18 protein-coding genes are annotated in these 24,484 nt (G+C 52.7%); 15 read left to right on the forward strand and 3 right to left on the reverse strand.

Annotated elements, in window-relative coordinates:
• Positions 1 to 26: 26 nt before the first annotated feature.
• From BLO43_RS13470 to BLO43_RS13485, 4 genes are all read left to right on the forward strand, one after another.
• On the forward strand, positions 27 to 3,596 hold the full coding sequence (locus BLO43_RS13470) for a DUF5801 repeats-in-toxin domain-containing protein (RefSeq protein WP_217628075.1): 3,570 nt from the start codon (positions 27 to 29) through the stop codon (positions 3,594 to 3,596).
• A 590-nt stretch (positions 3,597 to 4,186) separates the two neighbouring features.
• Entirely contained in the window at positions 4,187 to 5,905 is a 1,719-nt protein-coding gene (locus BLO43_RS13475; protein ID WP_090907502.1) for a type I secretion system permease/ATPase, read from the forward strand.
• A gap of 123 nt (positions 5,906 to 6,028) precedes the next feature.
• Positions 6,029 to 7,384 carry an HlyD family type I secretion periplasmic adaptor subunit gene (locus BLO43_RS13480; protein ID WP_254773474.1) on the forward strand — a complete coding sequence of 452 codons (1,356 nt, stop codon included), beginning with the start codon at positions 6,029 to 6,031 and terminating at the stop codon, positions 7,382 to 7,384.
• A 2-nt stretch (positions 7,385 to 7,386) separates the two neighbouring features.
• Complete coding sequence (locus tag BLO43_RS13485) at positions 7,387 to 8,724, forward strand: TolC family outer membrane protein (RefSeq protein WP_090907504.1); 1,338 nt, start codon at positions 7,387 to 7,389, stop codon at positions 8,722 to 8,724.
• A gap of 74 nt (positions 8,725 to 8,798) precedes the next feature.
• Here BLO43_RS13485 and BLO43_RS13490 read toward each other — a convergent pair whose 3' ends face one another.
• Positions 8,799 to 9,134 (reverse strand): hypothetical protein, encoded by a 336-nt coding sequence (locus BLO43_RS13490; RefSeq protein ID WP_254773475.1) that lies wholly within the window; start codon positions 9,132 to 9,134, stop codon positions 8,799 to 8,801.
• Between the two features lie 371 nt (positions 9,135 to 9,505).
• Between BLO43_RS13490 and ettA the strand changes: the two genes are divergently transcribed.
• From ettA to BLO43_RS13505, 3 genes are all read left to right on the forward strand, one after another.
• Positions 9,506 to 11,170, forward strand: a complete 1,665-nt coding sequence (gene ettA / locus BLO43_RS13495) for an energy-dependent translational throttle protein EttA (protein ID WP_090907505.1) — start codon at positions 9,506 to 9,508, stop codon at positions 11,168 to 11,170.
• A gap of 202 nt (positions 11,171 to 11,372) precedes the next feature.
• The gene (locus BLO43_RS13500; protein WP_254773476.1) at positions 11,373 to 11,864 is read left to right on the forward strand and encodes a retropepsin-like aspartic protease family protein; all 492 of its coding nucleotides are present in this window, start codon (positions 11,373 to 11,375) and stop codon (positions 11,862 to 11,864) included.
• Positions 11,865 to 12,193: 329 nt separating this feature from the next.
• Entirely contained in the window at positions 12,194 to 12,991 is a 798-nt protein-coding gene (locus BLO43_RS13505; RefSeq protein ID WP_090907557.1) for a formylglycine-generating enzyme family protein, read from the forward strand.
• 515 nt (positions 12,992 to 13,506) lie between these two features.
• On the opposite strand, the gene BLO43_RS13510 is transcribed toward BLO43_RS13505, so the two are convergent.
• Positions 13,507 to 14,772, reverse strand: coding sequence for a PEP-CTERM sorting domain-containing protein (locus BLO43_RS13510; protein WP_090907506.1), 1,266 nt, complete (start codon positions 14,770 to 14,772; stop codon positions 13,507 to 13,509).
• 154 nt (positions 14,773 to 14,926) lie between these two features.
• Between BLO43_RS13510 and BLO43_RS13515 the strand changes: the two genes are divergently transcribed.
• Positions 14,927 to 15,157, forward strand: a complete 231-nt coding sequence (locus tag BLO43_RS13515; RefSeq protein ID WP_139149281.1) for a hypothetical protein — start codon at positions 14,927 to 14,929, stop codon at positions 15,155 to 15,157.
• A 507-nt stretch (positions 15,158 to 15,664) separates the two neighbouring features.
• Here BLO43_RS13515 and murA read toward each other — a convergent pair.
• A complete protein-coding gene (murA, locus tag BLO43_RS13525; protein WP_090907509.1) occupies positions 15,665 to 16,915 on the reverse strand; it encodes a UDP-N-acetylglucosamine 1-carboxyvinyltransferase in 1,251 nt (416 codons plus the stop codon).
• Between the two features lie 590 nt (positions 16,916 to 17,505).
• On the opposite strand from murA, the gene BLO43_RS13530 reads away from it, so the two are divergent.
• The 7 genes from BLO43_RS13530 to panB all read left to right on the forward strand — a co-directional run bounded on the left by BLO43_RS13530 (position 17,506) and on the right by panB (position 24,475).
• Entirely contained in the window at positions 17,506 to 17,895 is a 390-nt protein-coding gene (locus BLO43_RS13530) for a Rid family detoxifying hydrolase (protein WP_090907510.1), read from the forward strand.
• Positions 17,892 to 20,000, forward strand: coding sequence for an ATP-dependent DNA helicase RecG (recG, locus tag BLO43_RS13535; protein WP_090907511.1), 2,109 nt, complete (start codon positions 17,892 to 17,894; stop codon positions 19,998 to 20,000). Before BLO43_RS13530 ends, recG begins: the two co-directional genes overlap by 4 nt.
• 106 nt (positions 20,001 to 20,106) lie before the next feature.
• The gene (locus BLO43_RS13540) at positions 20,107 to 20,892 is read left to right on the forward strand and encodes an ABC transporter ATP-binding protein (RefSeq protein WP_090907512.1); all 786 of its coding nucleotides are present in this window, start codon (positions 20,107 to 20,109) and stop codon (positions 20,890 to 20,892) included.
• A gap of 29 nt (positions 20,893 to 20,921) precedes the next feature.
• On the forward strand, positions 20,922 to 22,328 hold the full coding sequence (gene pcnB, locus BLO43_RS13545) for a polynucleotide adenylyltransferase PcnB (protein ID WP_090907513.1): 1,407 nt from the start codon (positions 20,922 to 20,924) through the stop codon (positions 22,326 to 22,328).
• A gap of 4 nt (positions 22,329 to 22,332) precedes the next feature.
• Entirely contained in the window at positions 22,333 to 22,842 is a 510-nt protein-coding gene (gene folK, locus BLO43_RS13550; protein ID WP_090907514.1) for a 2-amino-4-hydroxy-6-hydroxymethyldihydropteridine diphosphokinase, read from the forward strand.
• The gene (locus BLO43_RS13555) at positions 22,839 to 23,480 is read left to right on the forward strand and encodes a deoxynucleoside kinase (RefSeq protein ID WP_090907515.1); all 642 of its coding nucleotides are present in this window, start codon (positions 22,839 to 22,841) and stop codon (positions 23,478 to 23,480) included. The genes folK and BLO43_RS13555 overlap by 4 nt, the downstream gene beginning before the upstream one ends.
• A gap of 203 nt (positions 23,481 to 23,683) precedes the next feature.
• A complete protein-coding gene (gene panB, locus BLO43_RS13560) occupies positions 23,684 to 24,475 on the forward strand; it encodes a 3-methyl-2-oxobutanoate hydroxymethyltransferase (RefSeq protein WP_090907516.1) in 792 nt (263 codons plus the stop codon).
• The last annotated feature ends 9 nt before the right edge of the window (positions 24,476 to 24,484 follow it).

Raw genomic sequence — 24,484 nt, forward strand, 5'->3', positions numbered from 1 at the left:
CTACCTATCTATTGAGGAAAGCAAACATGGCTATAATCACCGTAGACACATCAGTAAACCTCACGCTTGACGAAACGGCCGGGTTGCAGAACCTGACCGCCACCCCCACACCGGCTGGCGACGCGGACGACAATGACATTCTTGTATCGTCCCTTCCCGCGGTCTTCTCTACCCGGTTGACAGCGCTTGGAGCAGGAACTCCAACCATTGGCGCGGCCTTAAGCGGCTATACCGGCGCTGTGGGGAACACCGGCAGCAATATTGTCAGCATCACGCCAGCGCCTGGTGGAACCATTACCGATCTCGGCCTCGTTGGTAGCAACGGTGCGCCGCTCAATGGATTGGATAGCGGCCTTGACACCCTCACCGGCGCTAACATCCTCCTCTATACGGATACGAACAACAATATTGTGCTGGGGCGCGTGGAAGGAACCGGGGATATCGTGTTTGCTCTTTATCTGGAAGAAACCGGAACGCCGGTGTCGGGTGCCAAAATCTGGTCTGTGCAGTACGCCCCTCTCAAGAACACAAACCCCGCTAATCCCGACGACTCGCTTAATCTACTGGATAAGGTCTTTGTAGGCGCCAGTCAGGACCTGACATTCAGTCTTGCCAATGCGCCTTCCGGACAGAACCTGTTCCTGGCGTTTACGACGGCGAACCCGACAACTGTGAACGACGGCGGTGTTATCCGGATCACCGATCCCACCATCATCGCCACCGGAAAGAATCCGGCAAACCAGTCTACCGGGGTGAATATAAACACCGGCGACACGATCAATAGCAGTCAGGGAGGTGGTACAACAACCTTCGGCACCAACAGCCAGATGATAACCGAGCAGGAAGGCATTCGGTTTTCGTTCGTGACGGGCGCCCGTCAGAACGTGACCATTCCCAACCTGGATCAAAACGAGGCGGATGTCGAAGCCAATATTGACTTTACCAATGTTTTCAATGCAAGAGCGGCCACTTTCGACGTTGTCCAGTTACAAAGCGGCAAGAGTGCCGTCGTTAAAGTCAGCGCCTTTAGCACTGCGGCTGAACCAGGTGTAAATTTCATTGACGGATATGGGAACGATAGCTCAGTTGCAATTACGCACGTCAAAGTCACGCTAAATGGAACCGTCCTCATCGATACGGGTATCAATGCAACAGCTAACGGCGTGACAGTAGCTTTCAACGGTGGAGTCGCGACAATATCCGGAGTAACAGCGGGCGAGAAGATTGAGTACACCACAACTGCCGATCACAACCGCGTGCTTATCGAAAACGGGGCCGCACTTGACGCAACCGGTAATACTCATGCCGATTTCGATATCGGCGGCTTCAAGCTGCTTCAAGTCTCCCTAGCAACAGCCGAAGTCGGCTCCCATGTAAAATTCGAGGACGATGGGCCGAGCATCAGCACCACCGGCGCGGAGCCAACGCTGACGGTGGACGAGACAGTGCTGGCAACCAACGACACGAAGAACTTTGCCGCCAACTTTACTTCCGCGTTTGGGGCGGATGGGGCCGGCACGCTGGCCTTTGCGCTGGGCATCAGCGCCTCGGGGGCGAACTCGGGGCTGGTGGATACGGCCAGCGGCAACGCGGTGTTCCTGTTCCTGGAAGCCGGGGTGGTGGTGGGCCGCGAGGGCACGGATGCCACCGATGCAGCCGGCGGGGACATCGTGTTCACGGTGAGTGCAGCCGCCAATGGCGACGTCACGCTCGATCAGCAGCGCGCGGTGGTGCATCCCGACACGACCAATCCCGATGATGCGAAGACCCTGTCTTCGGACACGCTGGTGACGCTGACCGGGACCATCACCGACAAGGACGGCGACAGCGCGAGCGCCACGCTCAACATCGGCCAGAACCTGGTGTTCGAGGACGATGGGCCGACGGTGTCCGCGAACAACGCGGTGAAGCTGGATGACGATGCACTGAGCGGCGGCAATCCGGGCGGCGCGGGTGATGACATCGATGCGGAGAATGTATCCGGCACGCTGGGCCATAGCTTCGGTGCGGACGGCGGCTCGATTGCCTACCTGACCACGGGTGCGCCGGCGGGCTTCACCTATGTGGCTGACGGTAACAACCTACTGGTCAAGCAGGGCGCCACCACGGTCTTGACGTTGACGCTGAACACCGCGACGGGCGCCTACACGGTGGTGCAGAATGCGCCAATCATGCATGCGGCGGGCCTGGACGAGAACAACCAGGCATTCACCGTCAACTACCGGGTGACCGATGGCGATGGCGACACGGCGGATGGCACGCTGGCGATCAATGTTGACGACGACACGCCGACGCTTGATTTCGGCAACCTGGTAGGCACCGGCACCATCGCCCCGCAATATGGGGAATGGAACGGGTCTGTTGGAGCTGATCAACCGGGTAACCTTGACATCTCTTTGAATCAATTCCAACTTGTCAGACCGGATGGCACGACGATCAATGGGTCGAGCTTCACATTCGATGAACTGGCGGGTTCTCCCAATGCGTCCGGTGATTTCCTCTTTGCAGGCTCGCTGACTGCCGACTTCGACAACGTTGCAAGCACGGCTGATACGACGGTGGACTTCACGCTTACGGCGTTGCACGATGGCAGCTATATATTTGACCTGGAACAGGGATTTGGATCGACGATCACGTTCAGCAGTGCCGATGGATCACTCGATGCGGGCGGCCCGGACCCTGTGCGAACCCTGACTATCCCTCCTGACGAGCAAGTAGTCTTTTTCGGTGTGCAGGCTACAACCTCTGATACTGACATAGTATCCGCCATTGGGTTGGGAGAACCCGATCTCACCGAGGCACAAATTGAGGCGGGAGGTTTTTCATTTCTTGGTTCCGCAAACATGAATGTCAGTACTGCCGGCATAGGAATCGGCAATAACAACCTTGATGGGAACGGTACGGCAGGAATAAACGCCGGTGATGAAAGCTTCGTCGTCAATCCTGAAACTCTATTAACCGGCATGAAAGTCTTCATCGACAATTCGGTAGGGGGTTATGATCCAACGACCGAGGAGTTGTACTACAAGATTTTCTTCGATGACGGCACTAACTCAGGCAATATAAAAGTGTTGAGTGGCGATCTGACTGCGGAGGCAGGAGGGCAAACATCCTTTGCCATCGATACACAGGGTTCAAAGCTGATCGACTCTGTCCAGCTCACGATGGGCAAGGGTACCATCAAGATTCCGGTGATTGAGTTCATCCAAGCGACCGAGAATCTTGCCAGCGACGTTAAACTTGACCTCACCGCGTCGCTGACGGATGCCGATAGTGACACTGCAACCAGTGATTTCTCGATTGACCTGTTCGCCAACGACCTGGGTGGGACTTTTGACTTTACACTGCTCGGTGCTTCCAGCGACCTGGACGGCTTCAATGTCGATCTGGCTGCTTCTGAAGATGCCTACAGGATCGAGGGTTTTGATAAGCCGGCTGACACACTGTTTCTTCTTGGGGACTTAGGTGCTGGTGTTTCGATTAACAACACCGGGGCTGACAGCATCGTTTCCGTAACTGAGACCGGAGGAGTGCAAACGACTGTTATCACCGTGGTGGGCGTGGACCTTGCCCTGACGGACATTGCTCTTGTATAGCATCTACCTGACATCATCCGAGCGAGCCGGGGCGCTCAAGTCCCGGCTCGGATAAGAAAATAAGGTGTAGATTTTGTAAAAAAAGCTCTCCCCGCCAACCCCCCCTGTAGTTGGCGGGAAGAGTGTAGCTTGGGAAGAAACTTTTCAGACGATAGTCCGTTGCTCAAAGCGACTTTCTTAAAGTAGCGAGCTTTTCCAGCTTTGGGCTCTTTGTCCATCTGAACCAACCAGGCAGCAAGACCCTTTCCACGACCCGGCCTGAAAGCGCGATCTATGAAAAACTTGGGTTGCGAACCGGTTGGGACTGTGAGCTTACGCCCATATCCATGGGTTGGACAGGATTTCAGCTTAGAGAGTTACCAGACAGTTTCGCCTTTCGCCCTAAGTCATTGTATGATCCGGATAAGGTACGGACGCATATCGAAGCTTCTTGCCCTCCTGTCTGCCCAGCGCCCAGCCTGTGCGCCCACGGGTGGATTGCTAGAGGTAAGATTCAATTCTATATAAGAAGCGATCATACCTGCCAAGGCCGGGACGGAGAACAAATTGCGTTTTTTTGTTTTGCTCAACAATGCCAATTGCACAGGTAAATGAGTTACAAGCTCAAAATTCCCCAAACGGAGATAGCGCAAGCCCTCGTAAGTTTCAAGGGGGCATTCAGAACCGTCGGCATTTTTAGTGCCATTATCAATCTGCTGTTACTGGTGCCGGCCCTGTATATGTTGCAGGTTTATGATCGTGTCCTGGCCAGCCGCAACGAGACAACGCTGTTGATGCTGACATTGATAGTGCTCGGGGCCTATCTGTTCATGAGCGCACTGGAGTTTGTACGCAGCTTTGTGCTGATCCGGGTTGGCGCAAAGCTTGATATGACGATGAACAAGAGGATTTATACAGCAGCCTTTGAGCAGAATCTGAAACGTGCGGGTGGTAATGCCGGGCAAGCATTGCAGGATCTCACGGCTATTCGCCAGTTTTTAACAGGTCAAGGCTTATTTGCCTTCTTCGATGCGCCGTGGTTCCCCATATATTTGGCTGTCATTTTCCTGTTTAACCCGTTGCTGGGCTTGTTTGCGCTGATTGGAACGGCGGTACTGGTTGTTCTGGCTTTTGTCAATGAGGCGGTGTCGAAAAAGCCACTGGAAGACGCCAATGCCATGGCGGTGGCATCAAGCAATCTGGCGACCAATAACTTGCGTAATGCAGAAGTAATAGCGGCAATGGGCATGTTGCCTAATTTGATATCGCGCTGGTTCAAGCTGCATAGCCAATTCCTGCAATTGCAGGCGGAAGCCAGCGAAAAGACCGGAACCATCGGTGCGATCACAAAGTTTGTCCGCGTGTCGTTGCAATCGCTGATACTGGGCCTGGGGGCGCTACTTGTGCTGGAAGGCAAGATTACACCCGGGATGATGATTGTAGCCGCCATATTGATGGGCAGGGCGTTGAGCCCGGTTGAGCAATTGATTGGAATATGGAAAAGCTGGAGTAGCACACGCAGTGCTTACCAACGCTTGAATGACCTGCTGGAGGCCAATCCAGCGCGTGAAGCGGGAATGTCTCTGCCCAAACCCCTTGGGCGAGTTTCGCTCGAAGCGGTGACAGCAGTACCTCCCGGCTCCACAGTGGCCGTTCTCAAGAACCTGAGTTTTGCAATTGACCCCGGAGATGTGCTCGGGATCATAGGACCCAGTGGAGCAGGCAAATCCACCCTGGCACGGTTGCTGGTCGGTATTTGGCCGGCTGCGATGGGTGAAGTACGTTTGGATGGTGCAGATGTTTACCAATGGAATAAAGATGAACTGGGTCCCCATATGGGTTATTTGCCCCAGGATATTGAGCTGTTTGCCGGAACAGTTAGCGAGAACATCGCTCGTTTTGGTGAGATTGATTCGGAGAAAGTAATACTGGCAGCCAAGCGTGCCGGGGTACATGACATGATTTTGCAATTTCCCCAAGGCTACGATACCCTCCTGGGAGATGGCGGGGCCGGACTATCAGGTGGGCAAAAACAGCGCCTTGGTCTGGCACGGGCAATGTACGGCGACCCCTCGCTAATCGTATTGGACGAACCGAATTCAAATCTGGATGAAATGGGTGAGCAGGCGTTGATTGCGGCGATCAAGGATCTACACAGTCGTGGCAAAACCATTGTAATGATTAGCCATCGCAGCAGTGTCCTTCGCGCCACCAATAAATTATTGCTGCTACGCGAGGGGAAAGCACAATTGTTTGGTCCAAGCGATCAAGTATTGACCCGATTGGCCAAAGGGAGTCAGCAACCGTTACAGCAGGTGCAACAGGGTTGACGAGCACAACAAACCACAGATTCGCTCCATGGAAATGAGCGGTCACCGGTACAGCTGGAGAGGGGTACTTTTGTTAAGAGGGATTCACGGACCATGCCACGGATTGGGGCATAACTGACGACGATGATGAAGCTGTTTGGCAAACACGCAGCGGCTACTCACGCTGGCTCCAAGGAAGTGACGTCTTCAGAGATAGATACCGATGCGCGTTTGTACATTCGCCTCGGATGGTGGATTGTCGTCGCTGGCATCGGTGGTTTTTTAGTGTGGGCATCATTTGCGCCTCTGGATAAGGGTGTTCCACTCAGCGGGACGGTTACCGTATCGACAAACAGGAAGGCAATCCAGCATCAAACAGGTGGCACGATCGAAGATATTCTCGTGAAAGAAGGAGATGTGGTTAAGGCAGGGGCGGTGCTGGTGCGTATGAATAGCGTGCAAGCCAAGGCCAATGCAGAAATGATGCGCGTCCAGTATTTTACCGCGCGTGCAACAGAGGCTCGTTTGATTGCTGAACGCGATGGGGAGAAGACTATCGTCTTTCCTCCAGAGCTGGAAAGCGTAAAAAGTGATCCGCGTGTCGCCAGCAACATTAATATGCAGCAGCATCTGTTTAACTCGCGACGGATGGGAATTGAAAGTGAGTTATCGGCAATTGATGAGAACATCTCCGGACTCAAATTGCAAACCAGTGGTTTGGAAGAATCACGCGACAATAAAAAACAGCAATTGGGGTTTTTAAGGGAGCAGCTGGATGGAATGCGCGACCTGGCCAAAGAAGGGTTTGTGGCGCGTAATCGCTTGCTGGAGCTAGAGCGAACCTACGCACAGGTCAGCGGCGCGATTTCAGAAGATATTGGCAATATTGGGCGTGGGCAGCGGCAGATTGCCGAGTTGAAGCTGCACCGTATGCAACGTCAGCAGGAATATCAAAAGGAAGTCCGATCCCAATTATCCGACATACAAAAAGAAGCGGAGGCGCTTGCTCATAAACTGACCGGGCTGGATTACGACCTGGCAAATATCCTGGTGAAAGCACCTGTGGATGGTACGGTGGTGGGGGTGAATGTCTTTACGCGCGGTGGCGTGATTGGCCCCGGTTTCAAAATGATGGATATTGTGCCAAGCGAAGATGCACTGGACGTCGAGGGGCACTTGCCAGTGCATTTGATTGACAAGGTACACCCTGATCTTCCGGTAGAGCTGATATTCTCCGCATTCAATCGAAACCTGACTCCACATGTGCCAGGCATTGTGACGCATGTCTCCGCGGATCGATTTGTCGATGAGCAAACCGGGCTGCCATATTACAAGCTCAGAGCCAAAGTGGCACCGGAAGGAATGAAGATGATTGCCGATTTGCAGATACGACCGGGCATGCCGGTGGAGCTATTCGTGAAAACAGGCGAACGAACAATGATGAATTACATACTGAAGCCGATACTCGACCATATTAAGATGTCAATGACAGAAGAATAAACATGCGTGTGGTTTCACTCCGCCGTTGGCTTGTTTCAACCTTGAGCATCCTGGCCCTATTTCAGGTAAATAACGTATCGGCATTGGGGCTGATCGAAGCCTATGACGCGGCGTTGATGAATGATTCCGCCCATCGCGCGGCGATTCACGAAAACGAGGCGGGTCAGCAATTCAAAGCGGTAGGACGCGCCAGCCTGCTCCCTGTGCTGTCGGGAGCTTATACAACCAGCGAAAACATGGGGGATGTCACGCGGGATACCATCACACAGCACCTGACCTACCGCAGTGAGAACGCCAACATTCAGTTACGTCAACCGGTTGTCAACCTGGAAGCGTTCGCAAAGTATAAGCAGGGGGTTGCCCAAACCAGTCTGAGCGATTCCAAGTTTATTACGAATAATCAGGACTTGATCGTGCGTCTTGTCAGCGCGTATGCCGAGGCCAGATATGCGGAAGACCAGTTGGCACTGACGGTGTCGCAGTTGAGTGCTCTTGCGGATCAACGGTTGGCGAATGATCGCATGTTCGAAAAGGGCGAGGGTACCAGAACGGAGATACTGGAAACACAGACAAAATTCGATCTGGCCGAAGCGCAAGTACTCGAAGCACGCGATAGTCTGACGAATGCCCGTAATGTGCTGGCGGCTATTGTTGGTGATGAAATCACGGCGCTGGATCCGTTACTGGATGATTTTCGTGTGAAGCCAATGCAACCGGGCAGCTTCGATGAATGGAAAATCATCGCCCTGGAGAACAATCCGGAGATCACCACCCAGCGCCATGCAGTGGAAATTGCACGCCAGGAAATCAACAAGCAGCGCGCCGGTCATGCGCCGCGTCTTGACGTTATCGCCAGCGTCACCAAAACCAAGTCCGACAACATCATATTCTTCGGCCTGGATACGTTTACCCGCAGTATCGGTGTTCAGGTGAATATGCCATTGTACGCGGGCGGCAGCGTCAATGCCCTGACCAGCCAAGCCGTATCAAACCATGAAAAAGCCAAGGCCGACCTCGAAACCAAGATCAATCAGGTATTGATCGAACTACGCAAGCAATTCAATCTGACCTTGACCAGTGTGCGACGAATCGAGGCACTTGAGAAATCCGTCAACTCGGGAACCTTTCTGCTCGACGCGACACAGAAAAGTGTTAAAGGCGGTACACGGACAAATATCGATATACTCAACGCGCAACAACAATTGTTCAAGGCAAAACTCGAACTGACACAAGCGCGCTACAGCTATCTCCTGGGGTATCTGCGTTTGCGTAGAGCGGCGGGTACTATTGATCTAAGTGATCTGCAAGATGTCGCAAAATATTTCATCGCTCGTCAATAATACGAAAGTGGACGTCAATACCCAAAACCATCCACGGCTTGCTCTCCAAGAGAACAAGCGGTGGACGCCTGTTATCAGGGGGTGCAATTTTTACTATTATAGATAGTAGTAAGCGCACTCTTTCTGTCATTGACCAAACGGGTAGCCTCGCCAGCGTCGTAATAAGTATATGCCAAACCCGGCCACCAGAAGATCGCGCCGGCAACGTTGGTTCCTGTGACACCTTTCTTTGAATCGATTTCTACCTGCGCCTTGTCAAGCTTTGCCAATTCCTCCTTGATGGCACTACAGGAAAAGTTCTGATCGCCAGGCTGAACCACCTGTATTTTTTGCGACGTTGCGCAGCCAAATAGCAGACCACTTGCAGCGATAGCAATTAGAATTGCATTTCTCAAGGTGGGTGACATCATTACACTCCATTGCAGCCGCCGAAATATGCTTCATCGCAGCCGGGGCGGGTCTGGTTACGCGCAGAATTACTGGAAGCATAGTCATGCGAATCACATATTATGAACACGCCGCGATATTGCATTTTTCTCATGCCATATAAATGAATATCCGGCATCCTATCGATTGACAGCTTCCATATCAAACACAATAGAACAACTGCGAGCGTTATAGAAGTAAAATCGCTCCCGCAACTCCTCACGCGTTCGAGAATGAATACAGCGGATGGAAACCGGACATGCATCGGTCTTTCATTCTGGCAACAAAGATCTTATGCGTAGCGCCTCCATAGGTTAAACTTGAACATCAATCTTACTTATGCTGACACCTACCTATGGCCCAATACGTACTAACCATGAATCGCGTGGGCAAAGTCGTTCCACCCAAGCGTCAGATTATCAAAAATATTTCCCTCAGCTTCTTTCCCGGCGCAAAGATCGGATTGCTCGGCCTGAACGGTTCCGGCAAATCCACAGTGCTGAGAATCATGGCAGGACTGGACAAGGATATTGAAGGTGAGGTGACAGCAATGCCCAACCTCAAGATCGGCTATCTCCCGCAGGAACCGCAGCTCAACCCCGAACTCACCGTGCGGGACGCGGTGCAGGAGGGGCTAGGTGAAATATTCGGTGCACAGCAGAGACTGGAAGCGGTATACGCTGCTTATGCCGAGCCTGACGCCGATTTTGAGGCGCTGGCGGCCGAACAGACCCGGCTGGAAGCCATTCTTGCCGCTGGGGGTGGGGATGGTGGTCAACAACTGGAAATCGCAGCCGATGCACTTCGCCTTCCCGAATGGGACGCTGTCATCAAAAATCTTTCCGGTGGTGAGAAACGCCGCGTTGCCCTGTGCAAACTTTTGCTATCCAAGCCCGACATGCTGTTGCTGGATGAACCGACCAACCATCTGGATGCCGAGTCGGTGGATTGGCTGGAACAATTTCTCACCCGCTTTCCCGGCACGGTGGTGGCCGTCACGCATGATCGCTATTTTCTCGACAACGCTGCGGAGTGGATTCTTGAGCTCGATCGTGGTCATGGTATTCCATGGAAAGGTAACTATAGTTCCTGGCTGGAACAGAAAGAAAGCCGCCTGAAGCAGGAAGAATCGACGGAATCCGCACGTCAGAAGGCTCTCCACAAAGAATTGGAATGGGTACGACAGAACCCTAAGGGACGGCAGGCGAAATCCAAAGCCCGTATTGCCCGCTTTGAAGAACTCAACTCGCAGGAGTATCAGAAGCGCAATGAGACACAGGAAATTTTCATTCCCGTTGCTGAAAGGCTAGGCAACGAGGTCATTGAATTCAAGGATGTTTCCAAGGCTTACGGCGATCGCCTGCTGATCGATAACCTGAGCTTTAAAGTGCCGCCTGGCGCCATCGTTGGCATCATCGGTCCCAATGGGGCGGGCAAATCCACCCTCTTCCGCATGATCACGGGAAAGGAGCAACCGGATTCCGGCGAGATAGCAATCGGCACGACTGTCAAAATCTCGCATGTGGATCAATCGCGCGATTCCCTGGAAAGCGGCAAAACCGTGTTCGATACGATTTCCGGCGGTCACGACATCCTTACCGTTGGTAAGTATGAAACTCCCGCACGTGCTTATATCGGACGTTTCAACTTCAAAGGCGGGGATCAGCAGAAGATTGTCGGCAATCTTTCCGGCGGCGAGCGCGGACGGCTGCATTTGGCAAAAATGCTCATTTCGGGCGGTAACGTCTTGCTGCTGGACGAACCTTCCAACGATCTGGACGTAGAAACCTTGCGTGCCCTGGAAGATGCCTTGCAGGAGTTTGCCGGCTGCGTACTGGTCATCTCGCACGACCGCTGGTTCCTCGACCGCATCGCCACCCACATCCTGGCATTTGAAGGTAATTCGCAAGTTGCATTTTTCGACGGCAATTATCAGGAATATGAGGCCGACAAGCGGAAGCGGCTGGGTGAGGAAGGCGCAAAACCGAAGCGAATCAGATACAAGCCGATCAACCGGTGATAATGCCATTTGGCATTATTTCCTGGATACCGGTGGAATTTTCCGGGCGGTGTCATGACAATCGGCTATCGGCGTCAGGCTCCGGCAATGCAGCCCGGTCAGCAGAAGATTGCTCGTTTCTGTGTTTCTGTTTCTAAAGCAGAATTTGTCTGCTTGTCGAGAATTTGTTCTTACCGGCAGAATAGAGAAGCCCTTAATCACGATGAGTAGCCGCGCTCCCTGGGGTCATTTTACCGCCCTCGCGATCTGGATCGTTATCTCCGGTGTGATATATCTATACTTTGATGCCCGTCAGAAACCGACGGTTGCGGTAGCCAGCGCGCAGTTGGCTGGTGGAGAAGTAGTGATCCCGAGATCACACGATGGACATTATTATGTGCGAGGCGCAATCAACGGCCGCCCTGTGGATTTTATGGTAGATACGGGGGCCAGTACGGTGTCTATTAGTCATGAGATCGCACGGAACACCGATTTGCCCAAGGGTACGCCGGCTAATTTTGTGACCGCGAACGGTGCGGTCATGGGCGAAATTGTTTCAGGGCAAACGATTGAAGCGGGAGGTATCATCGTGGAAGGTCTCAGTGTAGGGGTTGGTATCCAGGGCGATATCGCGCTGCTTGGACAAAACTTTTTGCGCAGGATAGACGTGCTTCAGTCGGATGATAAAATGGTGCTGCGGGTCAGGACCAGATAGTCTCGCCGATACCGATACCAAGCCCGAGCCTGTGCTAGGTCCACTGATAGGTCCGGCAAGATTCTTCTGAAACTTCCCTCATCTTGAAAGCATTTTGTTTCCATACCTGGTTAGCATCGGCTACCATGTAGGCACCGATTACGCTTCTCTGATACGCTTATGCACATAAATGCACAGAAAATTTCCAACCCTGCTTTTTTAGAAAGGCATTCATGAAATCGGTTTGTTATACCTGCCTACTCGTCTTGATCTTCACCGGATCTGCGGAAGCACGCTCGTTCGCCCCCACGTTACCAAGCGAACGCGAGGCTGGTATCTTGAATGCGAAGATGCCAACGGAGATAGCAAAGTTGCAGGCATCAGAAAAAATCGATGCAAGTAATGGGACGTTACTTGAGGAAGCACTTGAGATAGGCGATACCTCTTTCCAGAGGGTTGAATCACAGTGGGTGGCCCAACTCGACAGGGGAACTAAACGGCATGATAGCGAACGGCTACCGGCTGGGGGCAAGAAGCAGGCTGAAGAGAATAAAGCGTGTACTGATTGCCCCGAATTAATATCCATTCCAGGTTATAAGTTTGCCATTGGCAAATTCGCGGTAACGTTCGAGGAGTGGGACGCCTGCGTAGAGGACGGTGGCTGTGGCGGATACCAGCCTCCGGATAATGGCTGGGGGCGCGGTAATAGGCCGGTGATCAACGTAAGCTGGGCCGATGCGCAAACCTATATTCAATGGCTGTCGGACAAATCCGGCAAAGCCTACCGCCTGCCGAGCGCTGAGGAATGGGAAATTGCCGCGCGCGCCGGCACCACCACCGAGTATTATTGGGGTGATGATGTCGGACGTAATCATGCGAATTGCGATGGCTGCGGGAGCGAATGGGACAATCGAAGGACTGCTCCTGTAGGCAGCTTCAAGCCGAATGCTTTCGGCCTGTACGATATGATGGGAAATGTATGGCAATGGACCGACACCTGCTGGCAAGGCAATTGCGCAAAACGTCTGTTTTATGGCGGCTCGTGGAATCACAGGCCGCAGGATATGCGTGCTACGACGCGCAACTGGTTTGATACGACGAAGCGTATGCGTTACCTGGGATTTCGTCTCGCCATGACGATTCCCTGAAATGGCTCTCCCTCTTTCTCATCTGATCCTCATACCAGAGATATCTTCCCATTTGAACGTGTAACATAACTCGGACTCTTATTTTCGTTAGGTCCATGACAAGATGATTTTTCGAGAAAGATCGGTCGAACTGGCGCTTAGTTAGCGCTCGTTGCACAAAAGATAAGTTTACAATACACCCGAAGGAAAATGGCCCCATGAGGGCCATTTTCCTTCGCTCAATCCAGTCAGCGTATTGTGGCTTTAGATTTGCGTCGTACTACGGCCCCCATGAAAATTGGCCTAAGTAGTTCTCACCCAAAAACGGCCGGATATTTTGCTGATCGAGTGTTTCCAACATTCAATTCCGGGCCGGGGATCTTCACCCTCTTTCCTTAACTTCTTCCACAGCAATGGCTTACGTTTCCGAATGAGAACTAAGTAGGGTTCGCACCAGACAAAACACGAGGTTATCTAGTGAAATATACTGGTCATGCAGTTGATCATGCGAAGACTTCCGAGTCTGAAGAGCGGGGCTAATGCCACCCGGTGAATTCCGTTTCACGGCTCCGTCCTGCGCGTACTCTCCTTGCAAAGGGCAGGAACAAAATGAGCCCTAACGCGCTCAGGGCAAGGGTGGAAGGCTCCGGAACCGTGGCTGAGACCTGGGCAGCCAAATCACTCGTAAGACTTACATCATAAAGATGACTCGGATCGAGTAATCCCACCGGAATCTGGTAAGGTATCTCAATGGAGTTCAACACTCCGCTAGACAGGCTCACGCTCGTTGGCGTAACGACCCAAGGCAAATTCGTGAATAAACCTGACGTATTGAAGACGCCATTATTGAGAGAAATCATGGAATCGACCAGCGTTGAATCGGTGATCCAAGAACTGAGGAAGTCCAGCGAAATGGATGCGGAGGAAACCCCGTCTAGGGGTACGTTAAGAGAGATACCATTCGAACCAAATGACCACTCGCCATTAACTGCTCCCTCGAAGTTGGAAGAGAAAAGATTCTCCGTAATCGATGTGCCTAGAGTGAGGTCGGTCAGGATGACAGAGAGAGGGTCGGTCAGTTTCCCTGTGCCAGTATCTGCCCCGAAGCCAACCGTGCCTTTGAATTGGTCGGCATTGATGACCACTGTGGCCGCTCCAGGTTGGCTGACCTCAACACTCGTGACTGTTCCCGTGGAAATTGTCATTGTAGAGTTAGCTTTAGCGTGGGCATTCTGGTTCCCATGAGCCGCTGTCGGAGGAACTGTATCGGCTTCGACTACGATATGCATGCTGCCGGTCACCTTGCCAGGCCCCCCAACAGCACCAACTGGGGCTCCCGCCATAAAAGTCACGTCCGCTTTTGCACTGGGTTCTGCGCCGACTGGACCGCCGGCCAGGCCAGTCGTTTTCGGGACGGCAGGCAATCCCGCTCCTATTTTCCAGTTCGGAGAATCAAGACCGGTAGGACTCTTGGAAGACAATAAAGCATTGACATGGTTATCCTGGGCGACTGCGGTGAGATCCCAAGTATAACGACCAAATACATTAGCAGCTGGGGCAGGCACGACTGGGACATTCCAAATGATGGTCTTGGTCGCATCAATTTTCTTATCAGCGTTAGATATGCTTGGCCATGCACTTAAAAAAGCCAGAATAAACAATGAAACGGTATACGAAGAATACTTTTGCGCCAATTCGTATTTGTGAGCAGAAGACACATTGCGGTCGACCATCCAGATCGCCCTGAATATCAAGATCGTACCGAGAAATATCAGGAGCGCAAGAAGCAATTGGGCTGTCATGGTAGAGTCTCCGTATTGGTAAATTTAAAACAATCAGGCCTGCAACTTACTGAACCAGCTTCCGGCGAAGTTAGCTTTGCGTCCCTAACCTACCGCATGATTTAGCGACGGAACATTTCTTTACTGCGATTTAATATAGTTCATGAGCAAGGAAATGCAAGAAAGTGCATCGCGCGAAGCGTCAGGAAAGCTGGCAAGAGATAGATGGTGCAAGTTCTTTACGAAGAAGAAATGGCGAACACTCTGGCCCCGAGTCATACGTAGTAAGCCGCAAAGCTATGGGGAAGCGTTGACAGAGGAAACGATAGGCCAGCCATTGAGCCGCGAAATAAGCGAGTTGGGGATGCTGACGCTGTGTGTAAAAGCGGAAGACCACAAAGCATGACGACAATCGCAAGGCGTGCTTTGATCCCTCGCGGTCGCAAACCCTAAGTATGTCAGGAAATCTCTTGCACGGGAGCTAGAAGCCCAGAAGTTACCAAAGAGGAGACCGTAATATGACAAAAAATACCCGGCGCGAATATCTTGAAACGATTCGTAAACATTATCGCAAAGTCTACGAGAAGGGTAAGAACCCGATCCTGGACGATTTTGCGCCAATTGTGCCTATCGCAAATCGTCATTCGACTCTTGAGCATGCGCCCGTGGGCGTGGCTCAAAACCAGGTGCCAAGCTGGTTTATGATCCCGCAGCATTGCTGGCGCCGCTCAAGCGTATCTGGTTCGCCACTGATCAGATGTGCTCGAAGAAGCTCAAGGCCGCTATTCTACTTTGGCTGTCCCACTACGAGCGCAAGTATAGCGCCCTCTCAGAATTGATCAGAACGCGCAATTGCGCGCTGTCAGCACATGCAATCACGTATCAAGAGAAAAGAAGAATACCCACACCCCACTCAATCCGCCCGTCTAATTCTCGCCCCCACCAACGACAATTTGTCCTCGATACGCTCATAGCCGCGATCAAGGTGATAAATACGGTCAATGACTGTTTCGCCCCTGGCAATCAGTCCCGCCAGCACGAGGCTGGCGGAAGCGCGCAGGTCGGTCGCCATGACATTGGCGCCATCAAGACCGGCTACACCACACACCACGGCGGTGTTTCCTTCCACTTTGATGTCAGCATTCATGCGTCTCAATTCCTGCACATGCATGAAGCGATTTTCAAATATGGTTTCGGTAATCATTGCGGTCCCGGCGGCAACGCAGTTCAATACCATGAACTGTGCTTGCATGTCGGTGGGAAAAGCCGGATAGGGCGCGGTTCGCAGATTTACGGATTTCAGTGGGTTATTCATTTTCAGATGTATCCAGTCTTCACCTGATTCGATGGCGGCACCCGCTTCCATCAATTTGTCGAGTACCGCGTCGAGTGTATCGGAGCGTGTTTCCGTAAGATGAATTTCGCCGCCGCTGGCCGCTGCCGCCACCAGGAATGTACCGGTTTCGATGCGATCCGCCATGACGCGATACGTGGCGCCGTGCAACTTCTCGACGCCTTCAATGGTAATGACATCGCTACCGACGCCATGAATTTTCGCACCCATTGCGATCAGGCAATTTGCCAGATCCAGTACTTCCGGCTCGCGTGCCGCGTTTTCGAGCACGGTTGTTCCATCGGCCAGGGTCGCTGCCATCATCAGGTTTTCGGTCCCCGTAACAGTGACAATATCCATCACTATGCGTGCACCGGTGAGACGCTTCGCTTTTGCGTGAATGTAGCCATGATCGATATCAATCTCCGCACCCATGGCCTGCAAGCCCTTGATATGCTGATCAACCGGGCGCAAACCAATGGCGCAGCCGCCGGGCAGCGATACCCTGGCCGCACCCGCGCGCGCAAGCATGGGGCCTAATACCAGGATTGCGGCGCGCATGGTTTTCACCATTTCGTAAGGCGCAACAAGATGGGAAAGATGGGCGGCGGTCAGCCCTGTTTCCTTCCCGTTCGGCGCAACGCTAACGCCCATTTGCCCAAGAAGGCTCAGCATGGTGGTTATGTCGTTGAGATATGGAACATTCTCGATAGTCAGTGTTTCACCGGTAAGCAGAGAAGCACATAGAATGGGTAACGCGGCATTCTTTGCACCGGAAATACGAATTTCGCCGGAAAGAGGTACGCCGCCCTGGATAATTAGTTTTTGCATGAGTTATAAATATTATTGATGTAAGTCCATATCAGCCCACTCTTCGATCGGCATGAGCCCAGGCAGGAATTTCGTCAATACCAGGAGATCACTGAATAAACCCTCCGTGAACCGCATTGCTGGAAACTCGGAAAGTTTTTTCAGAAGCCTCCGGGTTGTCTGACGGGGAATTTCCTGGCATCTTCCATGGTTCTCACGCAAATCCTGTAGACTCCGCACTGGATTCCCGGCCACACAATCAGATACCAAAATGAGCTATCCGGAGCCTCGTTTTCTGTACTGATCATCGGTCATGGTTTTAACGATTGAAATATGCGCGCGTTCCCTTCATCATATCGCAAAGGTCACTCCTATGAATCCAAATTTGCAAACCCTCTACGAGTCCGAATATTTCATAAATTCACATGATGATTGCGCAGGATTTTGTTTTTTAGGGGGGTTTTGTGAAAGAGTGGTGTAGCAATGCATATACCCGACTGAACAAAATCTCCATACGAAACAAAAGACCCGCGAGGACACGTGTTAATTTATGAAACATTCGGTTGGCACAGCGCCATCAAGCCGGCATTCCATCACTTAAAGGAGATCAAATGAAAAAACAAACGATTCAAACTGGCGATGCACCCCAGGCCATCGGCACCTACTCTCAGGCGATACGCGTCGACGGAGGGAATACCGTCTATCTTTCCGGCCAAATCGGGCTGGATCCATTTACCATGCAAATGGTGGTAGGGGTCGAGGGACAAATTCAGCAGGTTTTTTTGAATCTGAAAGCAGTGGCGACGGCGAGTGGCGGCAATCTGAGTGATATTGTTAAACTGAATGTTTATCTGACGGATCTTGCCAATTTTGAGAGAGTGAACGAGATCATGGCGAGCTACTTCAACTCGCCCTATCCAGCGCGAGCGGCGATAGGTGTGGCAGCGCTTCCGCGCGGGGCATTAGTGGAGATGGACGCGGTAATGGTATTTCAGGAGTGAAGAATAGCACCCGCGACGATTCCACGCCGGGTGCTGTCACTGGTTTTGCAAGCAGGGTAATACAAGAAAAACTTGCCAGACTTGGCATCACCGATGAATTCGATCTGGTGCTGCATTTGCCGCTACGCTACGAGGACGAAACACATCTTTATCCCATTAACGACCTGCCCGAAAACAAGACGGCACAGGTTGAAGGCGTCATTATCCACAGTGAAGTCATGTATCGCCCGAGGCGTCAACTGGTATGCCAGGTGGAAGACGGGAGCGGCATACTTTTCATGCGCTTCCTCAATTTTTATGGCAGCCAGGTAAAAGCATACTCCACCGGCACGCGGGTACGCTTGCTGGGGGAAGCGCGTCCAGGTTTTTTCGGTGTCGAAATGGTTCATCCAAAATGCCGCATCGTGCGCGCAGGTGAGCCATTGGCCGACGCGCTAACACCCATCTACCCGGCCACGGCAGGACTCTCCTCGGAACCGATACGCAAATTGATCCGGCGGACGCTGCAACGATGGGTGGAGAATGGCGATCAACAAAGCTATCTTTCGGAAACCCTGCCCGACACGGTTTTACGGCACTACCGATTGCAAGGCTTCAGGGATAGCGTCATTTTTCTGCATCAACCGTTACCGGACGCGTCAGCCACTTTATTGCAGGAACGCACCCATCCGGCCTGGCGGCGAATCAAGTTCGATGAGTTGCTGGCGCAACAACTCTCCATGCGTTTGCATTATCGTCAGCGCCGCGGTCATAGTGCCCCGGTTCTGCTCAACAAAAGCAAACTGACCACCGCGCTGCTGGAGTCGCTCCCTTTCGAACTCACCAGCGGCCAGAAAAAAGCATTTGCCGAAATCAGCCGCGATCTTGCTGCATGCCACCCAATGCAGCGGTTACTGCAGGGTGATGTGGGTTGCGGCAAGACCGTTGTCGCCGCATTGGCGATGTTGCAGGCAATTGAAAATGATTGTCAGGCGGCATTGATGGCTCCAACCGAGATCCTGGCTGAGCAGCATTATCAGAAGCTTTTAGGATGGCTAGGTCCGCTGCTTGCCCCCTTGGGGGTTACGATTGCCCGGTTATCCGGCAATCAGAAAAAGAAACAGCGGGAGGCCGCGCTCGCTGATATTGCTGAAGGTCGTGCCATGCTTGCCGTTGGTACGCATGCGTTGTTCCAGGAGCAGGTAGAATTCGGCAGGCTTGGACTTGCCATTATCGATGAACAACACCGCTTCGGCGTGCATCAGCGGCTGGCGTTGAGGATGAAAGGTGCTAAAGCGGAATCAGTACCGCACCAATTGATGATGAGCGCAACCCCCATTCCGCGCACGCTTTCAATGAGCTACTATGCCGATCTGGATGTATCGGTGATTGATGGGCTGCCTCCTGGCAGAACCGAAGTGATGACTAAACTGGTCGCGGATACCCGCCGCGATGAAGTGACCGCACGTATCCGGGAAGCTTGCCATGCCGGAAAACAGGCCTACTGGGTTTGTCCGCTGATCGAGGAATCCGAAGCTCTGCAACTTAAGACAGCGCTGGAAACTCATGAAACATTGAGCCTGACTTTTCAGGATTTGAAAATTGGCCTGGTGCACGGCCGGCTCTCGGCCCAGGAAAAATCGGCAGTGATGGAATCATTCAAGCAAGGTGAAATCCAACTACTGGTTGCGACGACGGTGATCGAGGTAGGGGTAGACGTACCCAATGCTTCATTGATGGTGATTGAGCACGCGGAACGCATGGGGTTATCGCAATTGCACCAGTTAAGAGGCCGGGTGGGCCGGGGCGCTGAAGCCAGCATATGCATACTGCTGTACCAGAAGCCTTTGTCCGCAACCGCTCAGGAGCGACTCAAAATTATCTTCGAACATAACGATGGTTTTGAGATCGCGCGCCAGGATTTGCGGCTCCGCGGTCCGGGTGAATTTCTGGGTGCGCGTCAGAGCGGCGTACCTATGCTACGCTTTGCCGATCCGGAATATGACGGGGATTTGCTCGATAACGCCCGCATCGTCGCCGAGGAATTGCTCCGCGACCACCCGGAAGCCGCGAAACGCCACCTTCATCGCTGGCTGGGACGTAAAAGCGAGTACCTGCGAGTCTAGCAGATCGCTTAAATTCACTTTAGTATTTTGATTCATAAAAACTTTCTTTGTCATTTGATCTCCACATTTTTGGTGGACCCGCTACAGTGCAGCTGCCGGATTTAGAATGATTCTACAAACCCGGAATCTAACCCTGCAATATCCCGGCAAGCTACTATGCTGCAATTTAAGCCTGACTATTAAACCGGGCGAATGCTGGGCTATACTCGGCCAGAATGGTTGCGGCAAGACCACGTTGATACACGCGTTAGGCGGCTTGCGTCGCGTCGACAGCGGAAATGAGTCTTCCGTTATGATAGCGGGGAAGTCGCCACAAACGTGGTCCCGGCGCGAACTCGCCCGTAATCTCGGCATCATGTTGCAGGAAGAGCCCGGTGAGTTCTGGGGCAACGTGTACGAATACGTATTACTGGGGCGCTATCCCCATATCAAAAATATGTTTGGCTGGGACGCCATTGACCAGGACATGACGCTCAAAGCCATTGAGCGCATGGAATTGATCAGCCTTGCCCACCGGCCGCTCGTCACGCTTTCCGGTGGCGAGCGCCAGCGGGCACGTATCGCTTTATTGCTCGCACAGACACCGGTATATTATTTGCTGGATGAACCGCTGCAACATCTGGATCTGCGCCACCAGCTTCTCGCCATGACGCTGTTTAACGAACTCGCCAGGCGGGGTAGCGCGCTGGTGATGGTGCTGCACGATATTAGCTGGGCGAGCCGTTTTTGTGATCATGTTTTGATGCTTTTTGATAATGGCCAAGTTATTAGCGGAAAAACGGAAGAAACCCTCAACCAGTCCAATCTTGAGGCGCTTTACCAATGCAATATTAAGGAAGTCGTCGTGAACCATGGGCGCCATTTCGTACCTGAAACGATGCCGGGTGTATAATCCGCTCTTGATGCTTCTCAAATTTCGTAATGATCCGTAAATTTCTCCACCGCGTTTTCGGCCACAAGCCATCCACCTCCGTTTCCGTTTCCGTTTCCCGCCCTCCCGCTGGTGTACACGTCATCTCGCGTAAGCAGCATGGCATTACACGCGACCACATCAATCCCTGTGCGCTAAAAGTTACCTCGGGCTTACAAGAAGCTGGGTACTCCGCTTTCGTCGTCGGTGGTGCGGCACGTGACTTGCTGCTGGGACTGGACCCGAAAGATTTTGATATTGCCACGAATGCCACGCCTGAGGAAGTGCGTGCTATTTTCCGCCGCTCCCGCATTATCGGCCGCCGTTTCCGCCTGGTGCACGTAATGTGCGGTGCCGAGACGGTGGAAGTTTCGACTTTCCGCGGCGACACGCTTGCCGGCGAGAACGATGGGGCCACCGCCAACGCGCATGCTGACGAGCATGGACGCCTTTTGCGGGACAATGTATTCGGTAGCCAAGAAGAGGACGCGAAACGGCGCGATTTTACTGTCAACGCATTGTTCTTTGATCCCGTCCATGAAGAGATCTGGGATTACCTGAACGGCTATGAAGACATCAAGGCGAAGCGCTTGCGTATCATCGGTGATCCTTTGCGGCGGTATCGGGAGGACCCGGTACGAATGCTGCGGGCCGTCCGGCTCGCAGCCAAGCTGGATATGCAGATAGACGCGGACACCGCCGCGCCTATCGGCGACCTTGCACCGCTACTGCAGAACGTGCCGCCATCGCGGCTATTCGACGAAATGCTAAAGCTGCTGCTGTCCGGTCACGCCTTGGCCTGTGTGATCGATCTACGCACACGCGGCTTGCACCACGGTTTGCTGCCGATGCTGGACGTCATACTGGAACAACCCCTGGGTGAGCGTTTCATCACGCTCGCGCTCAAGAACACCGACGAACGCGTGCGGCATGAAAAACCAGTATCTCCCGGTTTCCTGTTTGCGGCTCTGTTGTGGCACGAAGTGCTTGCGGCATGGAATAACCGTCAAACCGCGGGAGAAAAAATGATTCCTGCTCTGCATCAAGCCATGGATGATGTGCTGGCAGTGCAAAATAAAAAACTCGCGATTCCGCACCGCTACGATGCCATCATGAAGGAAATCTGGGCTATGCAGCCACGTTTTACCGGCAGATCGGGCCGCAGGCCATTTCGTTTACTGGAGCACCCTCGCTTCCGGGCCGCATATGATTTCATGCTGCTCCGTTGCGAAAGCGGCGAGATAGAGATGGAGCTGGGCGAGTGGTGGGAGGCGTTTCAACGCGCCGGCTCCGGCGAACGCGAAGCCATGCTACTCAAGGACGAAACGCAAAAGAAACGGAAAAGAAGTCGCGGCCGCCGCAAATCCGCATCCAGCGATGCGGAAAACGGCGGTACGGTTGCAGATACGGTGCAATAAATTAATGTCATTTTCCATATCGCAGCGGGTCCACCAAGCTTTTATTGCACTGGGCAGCAATCTGGATGACCCAGCGTCCCATGTACGACAAGCCTTTGATGAATTGGCACGGCTTCCTTCATGCCGCCTGCTGACGTACTCCACACTTTATCGCACCGCACCGGTGGGGCGGCTTGATCAGCCCGATTTCATCAATGCAGTGGCGAAAATTGAAACCGCTCTCACCCCGCACAGCCTGCTTAAAGCACTACTTGAAGTCGAGTATTCTCACGGGCGCGTGCGCGAATATCCCAATGCTCCGCGAACGCTTGATCTGGATATGCTGATGTATGATGATCTGCAATGCGACGAGCGCGGTCTGATCCTGCCGCATCCGCGCATGCATCAACGGGCATTCGTGTTGCAGCCGCTTCTGGAAGTTGCGCCGGATTGCCGTATTCCGGGGCGTGGAGCAGTTACCGAGCTGCTGGCCGCATGCACAGGACAAAGAGTGGAGCGGGAACAAAATAAATGAAGCTGGAAAAATACCGCTACATCGTGGTCGAAGGTCCAATAGGTGTAGGCAAAACGAGTCTGGCGCAGCGCATGGCAAATTATCTGAACGGTGCCCTGCTATTGGAAAAACCCGGTGAGAATCCATTCCTTGAAAAATTTTATGGCGACATTTCCCGCTATGCCCTGCCGACGCAATTATTTTTCCTGTTCCAGCGGGCGAGTCAATTGCAGAGTTTTGCGCAAATGGATATGTTTACCCAGGTAACGGTAAGCGACTTCCTGCTCGACAAAGACCAACTGTTTGCCAGGCTCACGCTAAGCGATGCCGAGTATGAGCTGTACCAGCAAATTTATCGTCACTTGCAGCCACAGGCATCGCCGCCCGACCTGGTGATTTATTTACAGGCTTCTCCCGCCACGCTGATTGAACGAGTGAAGCGGCGCGGCAATGTGTTCGAGAAGAACATCTCTCAGGAATATCTTTGGCGGCTGGCTGAAAGTTATACTCGCTTCTTTCATCAATATGAGGATGCGCCAGTCATGATGATCAACAGCGAGAATCTCAATTTTGTCGATAGCCAGGAAGATTTCGATCTATTGTTGCAGCAACTGGAACAAATGCGCAGCCCTCGGGAATATTTCAATCGTGGAATCTAGTATAGTACGTCAGAAATATTGTTACTTAAAAATGGCTAGATTGTCGCCATGCTGCGTTGCTCGTCGTTGCATATGAATAACTATGCGCCTCCTCACGCCTTCCCTGACATCAATCTAGCCATTTTTAACATCCCGTTCCTGGTTTATTAATTTGAATCTATCAGGTAACAATACTTCTGACGCACTACACTAGGAGTTCAGTTATGCGTACTACACAAGGTGCTTTACAAAAAATGCGTGACGATGGAGAGAAAATTGCCATCCTCACCTGTTACGACGCAAGCTTTGCGGTACTGCTGGAAAATGCCGGTGTCGATATTCTGCTGGTGGGCGACTCGCTAGGCAATGTTCTCCAGGGTGAAGAAACTACTCTCCCCGTCACTCTAGATGACATGATCTATCACACACGTTGTGTGGCACGCGGATCAAGCAAAGCGTTCATCATGGCCGACATGCCGTTCGGTACATCTCAAGTGGCTCCGGAAGATACTTTCGAGAATGCCGCCGAGCTCATGGCTGCAGGCGCCAATATGGTCAAGATCGAGGGCGGCAGCGTCATGGCGGAAACGGTGGAATTCCTGACTCAGCGTGGTATCCCGGTTTGCGCTCATATCGGTTTGACACCCCAATCGGTCAATCAACTGGGCGGCTACACGGTACAAGGTAAAACCGACCACCAGGCAAAGCAATTGCTGGAAGACGCGGTTGCCCTGGAAAAGGCAGGAGCGGGTATGTTGCTGATGGAGGTTGTTCCCGCCGCGCTCGCCAAAAAGGTTACCAAGAAACTGTCCATCCCCACTATCGGCATTGGCGCCGGCATAGATTGCTCGGCGCAGGTACTGGTACTTTATGACATGCTGGGTATCTATTCCGGCAAGAAAGCCCGGTTCATGAGGAATTTCATGATCGGCGCAACCAGCATTGAGGAGGCGGTGGCAAATTACGTCAGGTCAGTCAAAACTGGAGAGTTTCCAGCGCCTGAGCATGCATTCTGAGTTGTGGAT

Origin of the sequence: Nitrosospira sp. Nsp13 (genome assembly GCF_900101945.1) — a bacterium.
GTDB classification, from domain to species: domain Bacteria; phylum Pseudomonadota; class Gammaproteobacteria; order Burkholderiales; family Nitrosomonadaceae; genus Nitrosospira; species Nitrosospira multiformis_D.

Coding starts and splice junctions, on each gene's coding strand:
- BLO43_RS13470 (WP_217628075.1), top strand. CDS start 27: ATGGCTATAATCACCGTAGACACATCAGTAAACCTCACGCTTGACGAA.
- BLO43_RS13475 (WP_090907502.1), top strand. CDS start 4,187: ATGAGTTACAAGCTCAAAATTCCCCAAACGGAGATAGCGCAAGCCCTC.
- BLO43_RS13480 (WP_254773474.1), top strand. CDS start 6,029: ATGATGAAGCTGTTTGGCAAACACGCAGCGGCTACTCACGCTGGCTCC.
- BLO43_RS13485 (WP_090907504.1), top strand. CDS start 7,387: ATGCGTGTGGTTTCACTCCGCCGTTGGCTTGTTTCAACCTTGAGCATC.
- BLO43_RS13490 (WP_254773475.1), bottom strand. CDS start 9,134: ATGATGTCACCCACCTTGAGAAATGCAATTCTAATTGCTATCGCTGCA.
- ettA (WP_090907505.1), top strand. CDS start 9,506: ATGGCCCAATACGTACTAACCATGAATCGCGTGGGCAAAGTCGTTCCA.
- BLO43_RS13500 (WP_254773476.1), top strand. CDS start 11,373: ATGAGTAGCCGCGCTCCCTGGGGTCATTTTACCGCCCTCGCGATCTGG.
- BLO43_RS13505 (WP_090907557.1), top strand. CDS start 12,194: ATGCCAACGGAGATAGCAAAGTTGCAGGCATCAGAAAAAATCGATGCA.
- BLO43_RS13510 (WP_090907506.1), bottom strand. CDS start 14,772: ATGACAGCCCAATTGCTTCTTGCGCTCCTGATATTTCTCGGTACGATC.
- BLO43_RS13515 (WP_139149281.1), top strand. CDS start 14,927: ATGCAAGAAAGTGCATCGCGCGAAGCGTCAGGAAAGCTGGCAAGAGAT.
- murA (WP_090907509.1), bottom strand. CDS start 16,915: ATGCAAAAACTAATTATCCAGGGCGGCGTACCTCTTTCCGGCGAAATT.
- BLO43_RS13530 (WP_090907510.1), top strand. CDS start 17,506: ATGAAAAAACAAACGATTCAAACTGGCGATGCACCCCAGGCCATCGGC.
- BLO43_RS13540 (WP_090907512.1), top strand. CDS start 20,107: ATGATTCTACAAACCCGGAATCTAACCCTGCAATATCCCGGCAAGCTA.
- pcnB (WP_090907513.1), top strand. CDS start 20,922: ATGATCCGTAAATTTCTCCACCGCGTTTTCGGCCACAAGCCATCCACC.
- folK (WP_090907514.1), top strand. CDS start 22,333: ATGTCATTTTCCATATCGCAGCGGGTCCACCAAGCTTTTATTGCACTG.
- BLO43_RS13555 (WP_090907515.1), top strand. CDS start 22,839: ATGAAGCTGGAAAAATACCGCTACATCGTGGTCGAAGGTCCAATAGGT.
- panB (WP_090907516.1), top strand. CDS start 23,684: ATGCGTACTACACAAGGTGCTTTACAAAAAATGCGTGACGATGGAGAG.